General features: G+C 68.6%; 18 protein-coding genes. 13 read left to right on the top strand and 5 right to left on the bottom strand.

What is annotated here, in order from left to right:
* Positions 1-72: 72 nt before the first annotated feature.
* The 3 genes from FBR43_RS02440 to FBR43_RS02430 all read left to right on the top strand — a co-directional run bounded on the left by FBR43_RS02440 (position 73) and on the right by FBR43_RS02430 (position 2750).
* The gene (locus FBR43_RS02440; RefSeq protein WP_136941627.1) at positions 73-1131 is read left to right on the top strand and encodes a GGDEF domain-containing protein; all 1059 of its coding nucleotides are present in this window, start codon (positions 73-75) and stop codon (positions 1129-1131) included.
* Positions 1132-1620: 489 nt separating this feature from the next.
* The gene (locus FBR43_RS02435) at positions 1621-1989 is read left to right on the top strand and encodes a dihydroneopterin aldolase (protein WP_136941626.1); all 369 of its coding nucleotides are present in this window, start codon (positions 1621-1623) and stop codon (positions 1987-1989) included.
* Entirely contained in the window at positions 1986-2750 is a 765-nt protein-coding gene (locus tag FBR43_RS02430; protein ID WP_136941625.1) for an SDR family oxidoreductase, read from the top strand. Before FBR43_RS02435 ends, FBR43_RS02430 begins: the two co-directional genes overlap by 4 nt.
* 28 nt (positions 2751-2778) lie before the next feature.
* Here FBR43_RS02430 and FBR43_RS02425 read toward each other — a convergent pair whose 3' ends face one another.
* Positions 2779-3666, bottom strand: coding sequence for a hypothetical protein (locus FBR43_RS02425; RefSeq protein WP_249276412.1), 888 nt, complete (start codon positions 3664-3666; stop codon positions 2779-2781).
* Positions 3667-3895: 229 nt separating this feature from the next.
* Between FBR43_RS02425 and FBR43_RS02420 the strand changes: the two genes are divergently transcribed.
* The 4 genes from FBR43_RS02420 to FBR43_RS02405 all read left to right on the top strand — a co-directional run bounded on the left by FBR43_RS02420 (position 3896) and on the right by FBR43_RS02405 (position 6492).
* A complete protein-coding gene (locus tag FBR43_RS02420) occupies positions 3896-4576 on the top strand; it encodes an energy transducer TonB (RefSeq protein WP_136941624.1) in 681 nt (226 codons plus the stop codon).
* Between the two features lie 73 nt (positions 4577-4649).
* The gene (locus tag FBR43_RS02415; protein ID WP_136941623.1) at positions 4650-5462 is read left to right on the top strand and encodes a MotA/TolQ/ExbB proton channel family protein; all 813 of its coding nucleotides are present in this window, start codon (positions 4650-4652) and stop codon (positions 5460-5462) included.
* Between the two features lie 91 nt (positions 5463-5553).
* Positions 5554-6036 carry an ExbD/TolR family protein gene (locus tag FBR43_RS02410; RefSeq protein WP_136941622.1) on the top strand — a complete coding sequence of 161 codons (483 nt, stop codon included), beginning with the start codon at positions 5554-5556 and terminating at the stop codon, positions 6034-6036.
* A gap of 30 nt (positions 6037-6066) precedes the next feature.
* Entirely contained in the window at positions 6067-6492 is a 426-nt protein-coding gene (locus tag FBR43_RS02405; RefSeq protein WP_136941621.1) for an ExbD/TolR family protein, read from the top strand.
* A 348-nt stretch (positions 6493-6840) separates the two neighbouring features.
* On the opposite strand, the gene FBR43_RS02400 is transcribed toward FBR43_RS02405, so the two are convergent.
* Positions 6841-7842 carry an adenosine kinase gene (locus FBR43_RS02400; protein ID WP_136941620.1) on the bottom strand — a complete coding sequence of 334 codons (1002 nt, stop codon included), beginning with the start codon at positions 7840-7842 and terminating at the stop codon, positions 6841-6843.
* Between the two features lie 86 nt (positions 7843-7928).
* On the opposite strand from FBR43_RS02400, the gene FBR43_RS02395 reads away from it, so the two are divergent.
* From FBR43_RS02395 to FBR43_RS02385, 3 genes are all read left to right on the top strand, one after another.
* Positions 7929-8609: an EI24 domain-containing protein gene (locus tag FBR43_RS02395; protein WP_136941619.1), complete on the top strand. Its 681-nt coding sequence runs from the start codon at positions 7929-7931 to the stop codon at positions 8607-8609.
* Positions 8606-8983 (top strand): hypothetical protein, encoded by a 378-nt coding sequence (locus tag FBR43_RS02390; protein ID WP_249276411.1) that lies wholly within the window; start codon positions 8606-8608, stop codon positions 8981-8983. The genes FBR43_RS02395 and FBR43_RS02390 overlap by 4 nt, the downstream gene beginning before the upstream one ends.
* Before the next feature lie 79 nt (positions 8984-9062).
* Positions 9063-9392, top strand: coding sequence for a PilZ domain-containing protein (locus FBR43_RS02385; RefSeq protein WP_169542441.1), 330 nt, complete (start codon positions 9063-9065; stop codon positions 9390-9392).
* Here FBR43_RS02385 and queG read toward each other — a convergent pair.
* Positions 9376-10437, bottom strand: a complete 1062-nt coding sequence (queG, locus tag FBR43_RS02380; protein ID WP_136941617.1) for a tRNA epoxyqueuosine(34) reductase QueG — start codon at positions 10435-10437, stop codon at positions 9376-9378. The two genes, FBR43_RS02385 and queG, sit on opposite strands and share 17 nt — an antisense overlap.
* Positions 10438-10484: 47 nt before the next feature.
* Between queG and FBR43_RS02375 the strand changes: the two genes are divergently transcribed.
* Together FBR43_RS02375 and FBR43_RS02370 are read left to right on the top strand one after the other, a co-directional pair.
* Entirely contained in the window at positions 10485-11405 is a 921-nt protein-coding gene (locus tag FBR43_RS02375) for an ABC transporter ATP-binding protein (protein ID WP_136941616.1), read from the top strand.
* On the top strand, positions 11402-12667 hold the full coding sequence (locus FBR43_RS02370) for an ABC transporter permease (protein WP_136941615.1): 1266 nt from the start codon (positions 11402-11404) through the stop codon (positions 12665-12667). Before FBR43_RS02375 ends, FBR43_RS02370 begins: the two co-directional genes overlap by 4 nt.
* Positions 12668-13024: 357 nt before the next feature.
* Here FBR43_RS02370 and FBR43_RS02365 read toward each other — a convergent pair whose 3' ends face one another.
* Both FBR43_RS02365 and FBR43_RS02360 read right to left on the bottom strand, forming a co-directional pair.
* Positions 13025-13576, bottom strand: a complete 552-nt coding sequence (locus tag FBR43_RS02365; protein WP_136941614.1) for a hypothetical protein — start codon at positions 13574-13576, stop codon at positions 13025-13027.
* Positions 13573-14103 carry a hypothetical protein gene (locus FBR43_RS02360; RefSeq protein WP_136941613.1) on the bottom strand — a complete coding sequence of 177 codons (531 nt, stop codon included), beginning with the start codon at positions 14101-14103 and terminating at the stop codon, positions 13573-13575. The genes FBR43_RS02365 and FBR43_RS02360 overlap by 4 nt, the downstream gene beginning before the upstream one ends.
* A gap of 377 nt (positions 14104-14480) precedes the next feature.
* Between FBR43_RS02360 and FBR43_RS02355 the strand changes: the two genes are divergently transcribed.
* Positions 14481-14846: a hypothetical protein gene (locus tag FBR43_RS02355; protein ID WP_136941612.1), complete on the top strand. Its 366-nt coding sequence runs from the start codon at positions 14481-14483 to the stop codon at positions 14844-14846.
* Positions 14847-14857: the final 11 nt, after the last annotated feature.

Below are 14857 nucleotides of genomic sequence, written 5' to 3'. Positions count from 1 at the left end.
CAATTCGCCTTATACGGGCGGGGACTACGGCGCACACCCGCGACAGCGGGCGGCGTGGGGGAACGTGATACCATGCCATCGGCACAGTCTTTGCGAACGACGGCGGGAGCTGCGCAGGTCGACGACCTGTACCAGCGGATCGGCCAGTTTCTCGCCGATCAGCATCTCGAACCCAATCCCGTCAATTACGCCTTTGCCTATCACGTGATCGCCGACCCCACCGGCGCGCTCGCGACCGAGGTCGAGGCGCGTATCGATGGCGGCGTCCGGCTGACCCAGCGCGACATCGCCGATCTGGGCGTCACCATCGATCGCGAACGCGCCGGCGTCGCCCGCGAAACGCCAGCGCGCGCCGCCGATCTGCTTGTGGCCGAAACGCAGATGCAGGTCGAACAGTTCGTCGACATGATGTCGTCGATGCAGGCTGAAACGCGCGACTTCGGACGCGACCTGATCGCCAGCGCCGACGCGCTCGAACGCGGCGGCGACGCGATCGGCAGCGCGCCCGAGTTTCTCGATCGCGTCGCGCGCATCACGCAGGCGATGGTTGGTCGCGTCACCGATGCCGAGCGCCGGCTCGAGCAGGCGACGCACGAAACGCAGATGCTGCGCCGCAAGCTCGAGGAGGCGCGGGGGGATGCGCTGCGCGATCCGCTCACCGGCCTGCCCAACCGCCGCGCGTTCGAGCAGGCCTATGCCGCCGGCGTCGACGAGGGGCGAGCAATGTGCCTCGCGGTCTGCGACGTCGATCACTTCAAGCGCGTCAACGACGAGTTCGGCCACGCCGTGGGCGACCGCGTGCTACGCTCGATCGCGCTCACGCTGACCGAGGCGTGCGAAGGCCACTTCGTCGCACGCTATGGCGGCGAGGAGTTCGCGGTCCTGTTCTACGCCGCGCCGGGCGACGCCGCCGCCGTGATGGAGGCGGCGCGCAGCCAGGTCGCGGGCAAGCGCTACCGCGTCCGCGAAACCGACGCGCCGCTCGGCGAGATCACCTTCTCCGCTGGCGTCACCGAGGCCGCGCCTGCCGATCCGCTCGACGCGGCGTTCCAGCGCGCCGATCGACTACTTTACGCGGCAAAGGCCGACGGCCGTAACCGCGTCGTGCAAGATGGCGCTTTTGGCGACTGATTGGTAATTTGCGCTGATGACTATTGGCGCAATTCACCAACGTGAGCTCGGCCATAGTCCAAAATCTAGCAAATCCGCTGGGTTCTGAAACTGGCACGCTAGCTGCAAACTCCTTGGCATCGGCGGACGGATGGTCCGGACACGCCGCATCAGGGAGTTACCGACATGACCTTTCGCATCGAATCGCTTCAGCGTTCCGCGCTCTCGTTCATCGGCGCAGTCGCCTTCACGCTCGTGCTCGTCGCCGCATCGGCACCCGGCCTGCCGATCGCCTGATCGCCGCGACCACGACAGGCGGGAGACCGCATATGAAGCATGCATTGTCGATCGGCATCGCGGCGTTCGCCACCACCGCGGTGCTGATCCTCGCCACGGGAATCCTCGGCCCCTTGCCGAGCTGAGGATTCCCCGGCCGGGACCACCGGCCTTATTGTGCGTCACGCCGCGGGCTTATAGGGCGCGGGTCGATCCAGCCGCCGGGAACCCGCCTTGAACGACACGCTCGAACTTCAGGTCCGCGATCTCGAAGTGAATGTCCTCACGGGCATCTATTCCGAAGAGACGCATCTGCCGCAGCCGCTGCGCATCTCTTTGTTCGTGACGATCGATTGTGCCGAGCGGTTCGCTCCCGACACGCCGCTGGCGGCGTCCAAAAGCTATATCGACCTCAAGCACGCCGCGACCGCGCTGCCGCAGGGCGTACATTTCACGCTGATCGAAGCGGTCGCCGATCACATCGCCGAGACGCTGTTCGTGGGCGACGCACGCGTGCGCCGCGTGCGGATCGACATCGTCAAGCTCGCGATCGCCGAAGCGGGCGAATCGATCGGCATCTCGATGGTACGGCACCGCCCGTGAGCGTCGCGCCGCTCGCGCTGGTCACGGGCAGCCGCCGCCGGCTGGGCGCGCACATCGCCGCCGCTCTTGCCGAGGCGGGCTACGACATCGCCGTGCACGGTTCGCGCTCGGTCGAACCCGAGGCGTGGCTCGTCGATCGCATCGCCGCCGCCGGTCGCGAATGGCAGGGCTTCGCCTGCGACCTCGACGATCTCGACGCCGCCGAGGCGCTTGTCGATCGTGTGGCGCAGGCATTCGCGCGGCCCGTGGCGCTGCTCGTCAACAACGCCTCGCGCTTCGATGGTGGCGAGAGCGGCTTGCCCTCGGCCGCCGCGCTGGTCGCGCATTTCCGCACCAACAGCGCCGCGCCGATGGCGCTCGCCATGGCGGTTGCGCGCCAGCCGGGCGATGAAGTGCGCAGCGTCGTCAACATCCTCGACCAGCGCATCGCGCGTCCGCATCGCGATCAGATCGCCTATACGCTTTCGAAGCAGGCACTGGCCGAGGCGACGCGCACGCTGGCGGTGGCGCTGGCGCCGCGTTGCCGCGTCAATGCCGTGGCGCCAGGCCTGACGATCGCGACCGACGATTACACGCCCGAGCAGCTCGTCCGCCTCGCCGCGATGATGCCGCTCGGGCGCCTGTCACAGCCTGCGGACATCGCCGCCGCCGTGGTGCATCTGGCGCAGGCGCCGGCGTGCACCGGACAGACGCTCTATGTCGATGGCGGCGCGGCGCAGCAGAGCTATGCGCGCGATTTCGTCCATCTCGCGCGCGGATAGCCGTGCGCGAACGCGCAGTTCGTTGCGTTCAGCGCATCACCAGCGGCGCATCGCCCGGCGTCTCGCGGCACGGGCCGAGCTGATCGAGCACGAAGCGATAGTCCTCGCGCGCGATCGCGGCGCGCGCCGGCTCCTCGTTGGCGGTGCTCGTGGCGGGCAGGTCGCGCGGCAGCCCGCACGCCAGGCGATACCATAAGAGCGTGTCGCGCTGCGGCGGGCCGGCGGCATCGTCGACGATCTCGCCCAGCGCCACGGCCCAGCGCCGCTCCTCGCCCGGCCGCCGCAGGATCGAGAGCGATACGGGGTCGTTGTTCGCGGTGAGCAGGAAGATCTGCGTCTCGCCTTCGCCGGGCAGCGATCCGGGTACGTGGAAGGCGTTGCCGATGCCCGTGATCGCCGGCGGCGCACCGGGCGCCAGCGTGTCGCGCACCACCTGGCGGACGCGCTCGACGGTCTGCGGCGTCCAGTCGAACTGCGATTGCGGCGTCACCAGCTGCAACTGCGCGGGCCGGCCGGGCACGGGGCGCGCGAACGCGATGACGCGCAGCCGCCGCAGCCTGGGCGGGCGTCCGCGCGCGTCGTTGGGCGCGTCGACAAGCCAGCCCACGCGCGGCGGTACGGGCGTGTCGCCACGAATCAGCGCGAGCACATCGGCCTCGACATAGAAGCGCGTATAGCCCGGCGCGAGGCCTCCCGCCTCGGCTCCCTTTATCCTGGCAGCGCTTCGGATCGTCGCATCGACGACGAGCGGGGCTTGCACCACCTGATCGACGATGCTGGCGTAGGGCACAGGGGGAAGCGCCTGCCCGTTTTCGGCCATGATCTGGTCGCTTGCGGGCGTCGCGCATGCCAGATTGGCCGCAGTGATCGAGAGCGCGAAGGCGCCGGCAGCGGCTTTCAGGGTAAGCTTAAACATGGGCACGATCGATACGCGATCGGGCTTGGTTGATACAGAAATAATTCTGCCACGCTGCGCTTATACGTTTGTTGCGTCCGACAAACCGTTTGCGTCACGTCGGGTGGGGCGATAGACAGCCGGCTCCCCGAGCGGACCGCGTGCCGTAGCGGGAATGGCGGGCTGGCATTGTGCCTTATTTGTGGCACAATGCGCGCCTGACAGGATTCTTAAGGAGTGTCGTTACTGAATGGCCTATGCTGACCAAAAGGCGAGCAGCAGCCGGATCGTAGCGATCGTCATCGTTGCGGCGATCCACGCGGTGCTGGGATATGCGTTCGTGACCGGCCTTGCGTATCAGTACGTGAAGCAGGTGCAGGAAAAGATGACCACGTTCGACGTGGACGAGCCGCCGCCTCCGCCCGAGGAGGAGCCGCCGCCCCCGCCGCCCGAGCAGCCGACGCAGCCGCCGCCGGTGGTGACGCCGCCGCCGATCGTGCGCACCAACACGCCGCCGCCCGTCGTGGTGCAGTCGGTCCGCACGCCGCCGCCGGTGTACGTGCCCGTGCCGATCGCGGCGCCGCCCGCGCCGCCGGCGCCTCCTGCGCCGCCGCCGCCCGCTCCCCCGGTGGTCAACAAGGCCGCCGGCGCCAAGGGCAACCCGGCCGACTGGGTGACGACCGACGACTATCCCCCGAGCGCGATCCGCGCCGAGGAGGAAGGCACGACCGGCATCACCTGGACGATCAACACGTCGGGTCGCGTCGAGAATTGCCGCGTCACCTCGTCGAGTGGCTCGCGCGCGCTAGATGATGCGGCATGCCGCGCGATCACGCGCCGCGGGCGCTATTCGCCGGCGCTCGATCAAGCGGGCAACCCAATCGCCTCGACGCAGTCGCGTCGCGTGACGTGGCGCTTGCCAGAGAATTGATGTCGTCCTCGTCGCCGGCCTTTCGCGGGCCGGCACGCCACCGCCATGACTATCTGTAAGGAATAGACCCGAAATGCTCACCACCATCCTTGCCGCGGCACCTGCCGGCGAAAACCCCTACGGCCTTCTCGAAGCCCTCGAGCAGGGCGGCGCCATCGCCTGGGCGACGTTCATCATCCTCGTCGGCATGTCGATCTTCTCGTTCTACATCATGTTCACCAAGCTGTTCGAGCAGCAGAAGATCATGAACCAGGGCAAGCGCATGCGCGCCGACTTCTGGCGTTCGAACAGCCTGCGCGAAGGCGCGGCCAAGCTCGAGAAGAACTCGGCCTATCGCCAGATCGTCGATGACGGCATCGAGGCGCAGGAGCAGCACACCAAGCTGACCGATCCGGTCGAGGCGCATGACTGGCTGCACGGCTCGCTCGCGCGCTCGGAAGCCGCGATCAACTCGAAGCTGGGTGGCGGTCTCGCCTTCCTCGCGACGGTCGGCGCGACGGCACCGTTCATCGGCCTGTTCGGCACCGTGATCGGCATCTACCGCGCGCTCATCAAGATCGGCGCCGCCGGTCAGGCTTCGATCGACGCGGTCGCCGGCCCGGTGGGTGAGGCGCTCATCATGACCGCGCTCGGTCTCGCCGTCGCCGTTCCCGCGGTGCTTGCCTACAACTGGCTGCAGCGCCGCAACAAGGCGATCGCCGAGGATCTGAGCGCCTTCTCGAACGACGTGCTCGGCTATCTCGCCTCGAACGGCGCGGTGAAGCCCTCGGTCGGCAGCGCCGCCGCCGCCAAGCCGGCCCCCAAGGCCGCCGCGACCGGCACCCCCGCTAAGCCGGCGCCGACGACGACTGCCGGCACCGCCGGCGGCGCGCAGACCCGCGCCTGACGCCAGATCCGGCCGGGATGCGCACCCTTGCGTATCCCGGCCGGGATGCCGGCCCGCGCCGGCGACGAGTAGAAGGATAGGATAGCGCGCAATGGCGATGAGCGTAGGTGGCGACAGCGCTACCGAAACCCCGATGTCGGACATCAACACCACGCCCCTCGTGGACGTGATGCTGGTGCTCCTCATCATCTTCCTGATCGCGATTCCCGTCGTGATCCAGTCGGTCGACGTCGAATTGCCCAAGGTGCAGTTCGAGCCGACGACGACCAAGCCCGAGAATATCAGCCTTGCCGTGCGCCCCGGTGCCGGTGGCGAGTGCGAAGTCTACTGGAACCAGACGCGCGTCAATTCGGACGAGCTTCTCCAGCGCGGCGTCGCCAATCTCGAGGCGGTGGTGGCGCGCTTCGGCGATGCGCTGACGCCCGAGGACATTCCCGAGGTGCACATCCGCGGCGACGTCAACACGCCGTATCGCTGCATCGGCGGCGCGGTGTACACCATGCAGTCGGCAGGCTTCGTCAAGGTCGGGTTCATTTCCGAACCGCCAGCAGGAACGGGTGGCCGCCGCGCCTGATGGCGCCGCGGTCGTGAAGGAGTAATCGATATGGCAATGAGCGGCGGCAAGGACGATGGCCAGCCGATGATGGAGATGAACACGACGCCGCTGATCGACGTCATGCTCGTGCTCCTCATCATGTTCATCATCACCATCCCCATTCAGACGCACGCGGTGAAGGTCGACCTGCCGCAGGATTCGCAGAACCAGAACCAGCCGATCGTTGATCCGGTGAAGAACAAGATCGTCATCGATCCGCAGGGCAACATCACCTGGAACGCGAGCCCGGTGAACGAGGTGACGCTGAACCAGTATCTCGAACAGTCGGTGGCGCTCGATCCCGAGCCCGAGCTGCACTTCCAGCCCGACGCCGAGGCCCGCTACGCGCGCGTCGACGAGGTGCTCGCGATCGTGAAGCGCGCCAACGTCAGCAAGCTCGGCTTCATCGGCAACGAGCAGTATCGCCAGTTCTGATCCGCCAGCGCGGCTCGCTCTGATGCAAGAGGCGGCTTCGGCCGCCTCTTTTTTGTTTGGCGAGCATGGCGGCGACTTTGCGGCTCCTAAGGAGTGAGCACACTCACCCTTCGCTAGGCGCGCCACCTGAGCTTACGCTCCCCGACCGTCGCCGACAGTTCGCTAGACGCTAATTGCCCTAAAACACCTCCCCCGGCCCGTTCGCACTGAGCCTGTCGAAGTGCTGTTCTTTCTCGATGCCGAGAATGAGAACTGCGCTTCGACAGAGCCTTCCAGAGAGCGTCGAGGGGCCCAGCACAAACGATAAAGAGGGTCGCCGAGGCGCGTGAAACCACACGCGCGGGCCGCTTAGCCCTTCAACTTCGCCGCCACCAGCGCGCGCAGGTCGACTTCGGGCCGCGCGCCATAATGCGAGATGATCTCGGCGGCGCAGATCGCACCGATCCGCAGCGACGTTTCGACGTCGTGACCCTGCGCCTGGCCGTGCAGGAACCCCGCCGCGAACAGATCGCCGGCACCCGTGGTGTCGACCACCTTGTCGATCGGCTCGGCCGCCACGGCGCTGCGTACGCCGTCCTTCACCGCGATTGCGCCCTGCTCGCTGCGCGTCACCACCAGCAGCGCCACGTCGCGCGCCGCCTTTGCGACCGCCGCCTCGAAATCGTCAGTGCCGCACAGCGCCAGCAGCTCGTTCTCGTTGGCGAACAGGATGTCGATCAGGCCATCGGCCATCAGCGCGCGGAAATCGTCGCCGTGGCGCGAGATGCAGAACACGTCGCTGAGCGTGAACGCCACGCGGCGCCCCGCTGCGCGGGCGATGTCGATCGCCGCGCGCATCGCCTGGCGCGGCTCCTCGGGATCCCACAGATAGCCTTCGAGATAGAGGATCGCCCCCGCCTCGATCAGCCCGCGGTCGAGCGCGGCTTCGGGCAGGAACTGCGACGCGCCCAGAAAGGTGTTCATCGTGCGCTGCCCGTCGGGCGTCACGAAAATCAGGCAACGCGCCGTCGTCGGGTCGCCGGCACGCGCGGGCGTGTCGAAGCGGATGCCCGCCGCGCGGATGTCGTGCGCGAACACCTCGCCCAGCTGGTCGTCGGCGACCTGGCCGATGAACCCGCAGGCGCCGCCAAGCGCCGCGACGCCGGCCACGGTGTTCGCAGCCGATCCGCCCGATACCTCGCGGCCCGGCCCCATCTTGGCATAGAGCGCATCGGCCTCGGCAGGCGAGAACATCAGCTGCATCGAACCCTTGGCCATGCCCTGTTCGGCGATGAAGGCGTCATCGGCTTGCGACAGGATATCGACGATGGCGTTGCCGATCGCCACGACGTCGAGGTTGGGTGCGGTCACTGGTGTCTCCGGGAAAAAAGGTTGCGCCGCGCCTATCGTCCGCGCCGCACTCGCGCAACCGCGCGCGATGTGGCAGCACGCCGCAGATGCTCCGCGCCTTCGCCCTTTCGCTTGCGCAATTGCGCGATCCGCCGGTGCTGCGCGTGCTCGCCAAGACGCTCGCGCTCACGCTGTTGCTGTTCGCGCTGCTGGCGGGCGCGGCATGGTGGGGCGCCGATGCCGGCGTCACGCTGCTCGGCGCCGGCGAGGGGTGGCAGGCGCTCGCCGGCGCGCTCGCGGCGCTGGTCGCGATCGGTGCCGCATGGCTGCTGTTCCGCGTCGTCGCGATCGCGGTGATCGGCATCTTCGCCGACGATGTGGTCGAGGCAGTCGAGCGGCGCCACTATCCCGCGGCGCTCGGCACCGCGCGGCCCGTATCGTTCGCACGCGGGCTGCGCATGGGTGCCGGGTCGGCATTGAGGGCGATCCTCGTCAATGCGGCGCTCGCGCCCGTCTATGTCGCGCTGCTCGTCACCGGCATCGGCACGGCGGCGGCGTTCTTCCTCGTCAATGGCTGGCTGCTCGGGCGCGATCTGGGCGACATGGTGGCTGCCCGTCACCGCCCGGCGGCGGCGATGCGCGACTGGCGTGCGACGACGGGCATCGGACGGCTCGCGCTGGGGCTGGTCGGCACCGCGCTGCTTTTGATACCCGTCGCCAATCTGCTCGCCCCCGTCATCGCGGCGGCGATGGCGACGCATTGGTATCATCGAAGGGAATCCATGTGAGCAACAGGCTGGCGGTGGCGATACTCGGCGCATTCACTCTGGCAGGCTGCTCGGCCACGCCAGCGCCGGTGGCGGGTACCGCACCGCCGCCGCCGCGCATCACCTATAGCGCGGTCGGGCTCGAGCGCGTGCTCGGGCAGAATGCCGGCGCCGTCACCGCGCTGCTCGGCAAGCCCGATGCCGATGTGACCGAAGGCACCGGGCGGCGCATGCAGTTCGGCAGCGGCATCTGCGTGCTCGATGCGTATCTCTATCCGCCCGAGGGCGGCGGCGTGCCCGTTGTGCGCCATGTCGATGCGCGCCAGCGTGACGGTGGCGCGATCGATCGGGCGAGCTGCCTCGCCGCGCTTACCCGGCGCAGCGGCGGGCGTTGACCGCGCGCCTGCGCCATCCGGTCGCTTAACGCGCTGTAAAGGCGCGGCCGTTACGCCATGCAGGCCGGGAGGGGTCCGTATGGCAGCACGCGCTACGCAGTTTCGGCCGGTCGCCGCGGCGCATCACGATCGCCGTGTCGAGCCGCGCCACCGCGTGGCGCTGAGCGGCGCCACGGTGCGCCGGCACGGTGACCAGTCCGCCGTCGCCGAGCTACTCGATCTGTCGATCTACGGCTGCCGTCTGGCGACCGACGCGCCGCATCTGGCGGGCGAGCGCATCTGGCTGCGTTTCGAAGGCGGCATGCCCGTTGCCGCGACGATCGTCTGGCACGAAAATGCCCGGATCGGCTGCCGCTTCGATGCGCCGATCGCGCGCGCGCTGGTGCGCACGCTCACTTTGCATCTCTAGCGGCGCACGTAAGCCTTTCCATCGCCCACTCCGCCGCGTCGCGCACCACCGCATCGCCATCGTCCAGCAGCGCTTCAACCGCCGGCACCAGCGCCGCGTCGCCGCTGTTACCCGCTGCGATCAGGCAGTTGCGCACCATCCGGTTGCGGCCGATGCGCTTGATCGGCGATCCGGCGAAGATCTGGCGGAACGCCGCGTCGTCCATCGGCAGCAGGTCGGCAAGGCGCGGCGCGGCGAGTTCGGCACGCGCCGCGAAGGCGCGGTGCGCGGCGGCGGTCGCGGCGAACTTGTTCCAGGGGCATACCGCCAGGCAATCGTCGCAGCCATAGATGCGGTTGCCGATCGCGGCGCGGAACGCGTGCGGGATCGGCCCGGCATGCTCGATCGTGAGATACGAGATGCAGCGCCGCGCATCGAGCCGGTAGGGCGCCGGAAAGGCATCGGTCGGGCAGGCGCGCTGGCAGGCATCGCACGATCCGCAGGCATCGGCGCCCGACGCATCGCCCGCGAGGTCGAGCGTGGTGTAGATCGCCCCCAGGAACAGCCAGCTGCCATGCGCGCGGCTCACCAGATTGCTGTGCTTGCCCTGCCAGCCGAGCCCCGCGGCTTCGGCAAGCGGCTTCTCCATCACCGGCGCGGTATCGACGAAGACCTTGAGGTCGTGGCCGGTCTCGGCCGCCAGCCAGCGGCCCAGCGCCTTCAGCGCCTTCTTGACGACATCGTGATAGTCGCCGCCCTGCGCATAGACCGATATGCGCCCCACATCGCCGCGCCCGGCAAGCGCCAGCGGATCGGCGGCGGGCGCATAGCTCATGCCGAGCGCGATGACGCTGCGCACCTCAGGCCACAGCGCGGCGGGGCTTTCGCGCTGATGCGCGCGCGCCTCCATCCAGATCATGTCGCCGTGCATGCCCTCGGCAAGCCATTGCCGCAGCCGCTCGGCGGTGCGCGGGGCCGCGTCGGCCGCGGCGAAGCCGCAAGCGGCGAAGCCCAGCTCGGCCGCCTTCGCGCGGATACGCTCCTCTAGGCCCTTGTGCGCCGGCATGGCCCACCGCTACCGTCGCCGCCGACATAAGGCGAGGGGCCAGGTTCTTGGGCGACGACGATCTGGCATTGTGGGCGAGCGGATTGGTCAAGCGGTTCGGCGGTCGGCGCGTGGTCGACGGGATCGACATCGCGGTGCCGCGCGGCGCGGTCTACGGCGTGCTCGGCCCCAATGGTGCCGGCAAGACGACGACGCTGCGCATGCTGCTCGGCATCATCGAGCCCGACGAAGGGCGGCGCCGGCTGCTGGGCCATGATTCGCCGCGCGAGGCGAGTGACAGGGTTGGCTATCTGCCCGAGGAGCGCGGTCTCTATCCCGGCATGAAGGCGCGCGAGGCGATCGCGTTTCTCGGCGCGTTGCGCGGGCTCGAATGGCGCACCGGCCGCAAGCGTGCCGAAACGATGATGGAAGCCGCCGGCCTCGGCCACGCCGTCGACCAGAAGATCCGCAAATTGTCCAAGGGCATGGCGCAGCTGGTGCAGCTGTTGGGGTCGGTCGTCCACGAACCCGAGTTCCTCGTGCTCGACGAACCGTTCTCCGGCCTCGATCCGGTCAATCAGGAGCGGCTCGAGGCGCTGATCCTCGCCGAGCGCGATCGCGGGGCGACGATCCTTTTCTCGACACACGTCATGGCGCATGCCGAGCGGCTGTGCGATCGCCTCACGATCATCGCCGGCGGCAAGGCGCGCTTCGAGGGCACCGTCGCCGATGCGCGCGCGACGTTGCCGTGGCGCGTCCATTATGTGCCGCATCACGAGCATGAAGGATTGGCTGCGCTGCTTCCGGCCGATGCCGCGCGCGCTTCCGATGGCTGGCGCTTCGTCATGCCCGATACGGGGATCGAGCCGCTGCTCGCCAAGCTGATCGAGGCGGGGCACGGTATTTCGGGCCTGTCGATCGAACGCCCCGGCCTGCACGACGCCTTCGTGCGCATCGTCGGGCGCGAAGCCGCGGAGCAGCCGGCATGAGCGGCACGCGCAGGATCATCCGCCAGACGATGACCGTCGCGCGGCGCGATTTCGTCGCCACGGTGTTCACGCCCACTTTCCTGCTGTTCCTGCTGGCGCCGCTCATCATGGCGGGCTTCGGCGCGATCGGCGGGCTGGGTGCCGCGACGATGGCCGACAGCCGCGATCGCCGCGTCCAGATCGTGGCGCTGGCCGCACCCGAGGACGGAGCGCGCCTCGTCGCCGTCGACAAGCGGCTGCGCGGCGTGTTCCGCGAACGCGACGCGCCGCCGCCGCTGCGCGTGACGACGCCGCGCGCCGACGTGGCGGCACAGGCGCGCGCATTGATCGATTCGAGCGATATCGACATCTCGGCAGTGCTCTACGGCCCGCTCGAAGCGCCGACGGTGCTGTACGGCGCGCAGGGCGCGCGCACCGCCAGCTATCTGGTCGAGCTCGCCGATCAGGCGCTGCGGATCGACAGCGCGGCGGGTGCCGAGCCCGTCGCGCGCGCCACGCGCATCGCCGTCGCACGCGAAACCGCGTCGATCGGCGGGCAGGGGCAGGCCGCGTTCTTCACCGTGTTCGGGCTGTTCTTCCTCACGCTGCTGCTCGCGGGCCAGGCGGTAGGCACGATGGCCGAGGAGCGATCGAACAAGGTGATCGAGGTGCTTGCTGCCGCCGTCCCGCTCGAAAGCGTGTTCCTCGGCAAGCTCATCGGCATGTTCGGCGTGGCGCTGCTGTTCCTGAGCTTCTGGGCGGGGGTGGCGTTCAACATCGGCTCGCTGGTACCGCCCGAGCTGGCGCGCGGCTTCGCCAGCATTGGCCCGGCCGTTGGGATGCCCGCCTTCGTGCTGCTGTTCCTCGCCTATTTCACCATGGCCTATATGCTGCTGGGTGCCGTGTTCCTCGGCATCGGCGCGCAAGCCTCGACGCCGCGCGAAATCCAGATGCTCAGCCTGCCGATCACGATCGTGCAGGTCGGCATGTTCGGCCTGTCCTCGGCCGCCGCCGCCAATCCGGGGAGCTGGGTCGCGACCTTTGCCGAGGTGTTTCCGTTCAGCTCGCCCTTCGCGATGGGCGCGCGCGCGGCCAATTCGCCCGAATTGTGGCGCCATGCGCTCGCGATCGCGTGGCAGCTCTTGTGGGTGGCGATCACCGTGGGCATCGGCGCGCGGCTGTTCCGGCGCGGCGTGCTGCAATCGGCGGGGCCGAAGATGCGCTGGTGGCCGCGGCGCGGATCGGGCGCGGTGGAGGCGGCGGGCGAAGCGGTATCGCCTTGAAAACGAAAAAGGCTGAATATGAAAGAGGCTGCCGAGCCGCGCCTGCGGCCCGACAGCCTCCGACATGGTCAGCGGCCGGAAGTTCCAGCGCGGGAGACCATGCGGGCCGCGCATTCGCGGCATCCGGGCTTTGCGGGCATCTGGCCCGTCAGCACCGGCGCCGATGAACGCTTAGCGGCGCGTCTCCCGAACGAACTGAACCGACCCCTTTGCTGAACCATGAGACATCGGATCACCTCCTTTCGCTGGTTGAAGAACAATGCACCGTGCCCGGTGCACGACGATATGTGAGTCATGTGCGGGCGCTAAACAAGACTTGTTTTCGGTCGCGTTCTGCACGATTCTCCCGGCCCCTACTCAGCCGGGCCGGCGGCACCTATCCAGCATCGTGCGCAACGCCGGCTCGACCTCGACCGCGAGCGTTTCTCCCTCATCGATGCGGATGCCCAGCCGCCCGCGCTCGTCGGCCAGCGCGCGGATGAAGCTGTCGTCGCTGCCGATCCGCGCTTCGGCCATCTGGTCGCTGACTGTCACCGGCAGCGTCACCGCTGCACTCTGCGTCACAAGCCGCAGATTGGCTGCATCGGCGGGCGCTGCGCTGCGCGTGATCGCGATGCTGCGCGAAGGCCGGTCGCACGCCAGGCGAATGCGCATGTCCTCGGCGTCGCCGCCGAAGATCGCGGCGCCGGCCTCGATCCGCCATGCGCCGATCGCGCTTCCCGTGCCGTCGAGCTCGGGCGATGGCAGCGCATCGGCGGCGCTGGCGGCAGGCGGCGGCGGGCGCGTCGGCAATGCGACTTCGAGCGGCGGTGCCGCCGGTTCGGCTTCGGGTGCGGGCGGCGGTGGTTCGGGCGCGTCGCCGCAGCTCGCGAGCGCGAGAGTCGCGGCGAACAGCGCGCCGCGCATCATCCGCGACAATCCTCGGCGACGCGAAGCGGCTCGGCCCAGGAAGGGAGGATCAGCGGCGCGAGCGGCGGCAGCTGCACCATGAAGCGCCCGCGACTGAACCCCATCGCGTCGATCACGCCGTCCGAAGGCGTCAGGCGCGCCGCCATATAGCCTTCGCCCGTCGGCTGCATCGCCAGCGTGCGCGCGGTGCTCGTCGTGCGGACCGTCATCGCGGCACCCGCAGGCGCGCTGCCGCGCCGGGCGAGATAGAGCGCGCGCGCCGCACGGTCGCAGCGCAGCGTCAGCTCGGCATCGCTGCCGGGCACGCCATAGCGCGCGATCGATCCGCGCGCGTCCTGCGCATACGCCCATGTGCCGGGGCTCCATTCGCGATCGGGCCAGTCGACCACGGGCGCCGCCGGGGAGGGTGCGGGAGCGGGGCGCGGCAGCGGTGCCGGGCTGGGCGATGGCGCAGGCGCGGGCTGCGACGGCGCGACGCACGCGGCGAGGATCAGGACGGGCGGGCACAGGACGAGGATACGCAGCATCGCCGACTTATGGGCGATGCCGCCAGTCACCTCAACCGTCGATGCAGGAGAGCGGATGCCGCACCGGCGTCACGTGCGTGATGACAGATTGATCGGGCAACGGAGGGGATCGTCACGATCGGGCCATCCGGAGCCGGCACGACATCCTGCTATTCAAGATGGGGTGGCAGCAACGCCCGACGATACCTGCATTGGCCGGTATCGTGCGCTGTGAGCCTGTTGCAAACATTGCATGGCGGCTGATCGCCATTGCGCCTAGCCTTGTCCGCCGACTCGGCAAATAATGATGGGGAATTACTATGAACAGGGGAAAACGGGCGCTAGTCCCGCTCGGTATCGCGTTTGCCTTGGCTGCGTCGCCGGCGGCGGCGCAGCAGATGACCGCGACCAAGCAAACCAATGTGCGCTATGCGATGGTCAATATGACCAAGTTCAAGCCGGGCGCGGCAAGACGCGCCAATGAAACCATCAGCAAGACGTTCATGCCCTCGGCCAAGGCGGCGGGCATTCCTATGCCGTCGACCTATCATCCGCAGACCGGCGAGTGGGACGTGATCGCCATCTTCCCGATGGCCGATGGCATTTCCGAGCTCGAATACAGCATGACGCCGAGCGATGCCAAATGGCTCGCCGCGATGTCCAAGTCGCTGGGTGGTCAGGACAAGGCGATGGCGCTGATCGACGAGTATAACGGCCTGATCGAAACCAACGATCGCATGCTGGTTCACGAACACACCGATTGACGCGCCGGCGG

Source organism: Sphingomonas baiyangensis (genome assembly GCF_005144715.1).
GTDB lineage: Bacteria > Pseudomonadota > Alphaproteobacteria > Sphingomonadales > Sphingomonadaceae > Sphingomonas > Sphingomonas baiyangensis.
This window is presented reverse-complemented; position numbering and strand designations above follow the sequence as displayed.

Excerpts from the sequence above, each read along its gene's own strand:
- FBR43_RS02385 (WP_169542441.1), top strand. The coding sequence starts at position 9,063 with ATGGCAGCACGCGCTACGCAGTTTCGGCCGGTCGCCGCGGCGCATCAC.
- FBR43_RS02355 (WP_136941612.1), top strand. The coding sequence starts at position 14,481 with ATGACCGCGACCAAGCAAACCAATGTGCGCTATGCGATGGTCAATATG.
- FBR43_RS02370 (WP_136941615.1), top strand. The coding sequence starts at position 11,402 with ATGAGCGGCACGCGCAGGATCATCCGCCAGACGATGACCGTCGCGCGG.
- FBR43_RS02395 (WP_136941619.1), top strand. The coding sequence starts at position 7,929 with ATGCTCCGCGCCTTCGCCCTTTCGCTTGCGCAATTGCGCGATCCGCCG.
- queG (WP_136941617.1), bottom strand. The coding sequence starts at position 10,437 with ATGCCGGCGCACAAGGGCCTAGAGGAGCGTATCCGCGCGAAGGCGGCC.
- FBR43_RS02440 (WP_136941627.1), top strand. The coding sequence starts at position 73 with ATGCCATCGGCACAGTCTTTGCGAACGACGGCGGGAGCTGCGCAGGTC.
- FBR43_RS02410 (WP_136941622.1), top strand. The coding sequence starts at position 5,554 with ATGGCGATGAGCGTAGGTGGCGACAGCGCTACCGAAACCCCGATGTCG.
- FBR43_RS02425 (WP_249276412.1), bottom strand. The coding sequence starts at position 3,666 with ATGTTTAAGCTTACCCTGAAAGCCGCTGCCGGCGCCTTCGCGCTCTCG.
- FBR43_RS02405 (WP_136941621.1), top strand. The coding sequence starts at position 6,067 with ATGGCAATGAGCGGCGGCAAGGACGATGGCCAGCCGATGATGGAGATG.
- FBR43_RS02415 (WP_136941623.1), top strand. The coding sequence starts at position 4,650 with ATGCTCACCACCATCCTTGCCGCGGCACCTGCCGGCGAAAACCCCTAC.
- FBR43_RS02360 (WP_136941613.1), bottom strand. The coding sequence starts at position 14,103 with ATGCTGCGTATCCTCGTCCTGTGCCCGCCCGTCCTGATCCTCGCCGCG.
- FBR43_RS02365 (WP_136941614.1), bottom strand. The coding sequence starts at position 13,576 with ATGATGCGCGGCGCGCTGTTCGCCGCGACTCTCGCGCTCGCGAGCTGC.
- FBR43_RS02420 (WP_136941624.1), top strand. The coding sequence starts at position 3,896 with ATGGCCTATGCTGACCAAAAGGCGAGCAGCAGCCGGATCGTAGCGATC.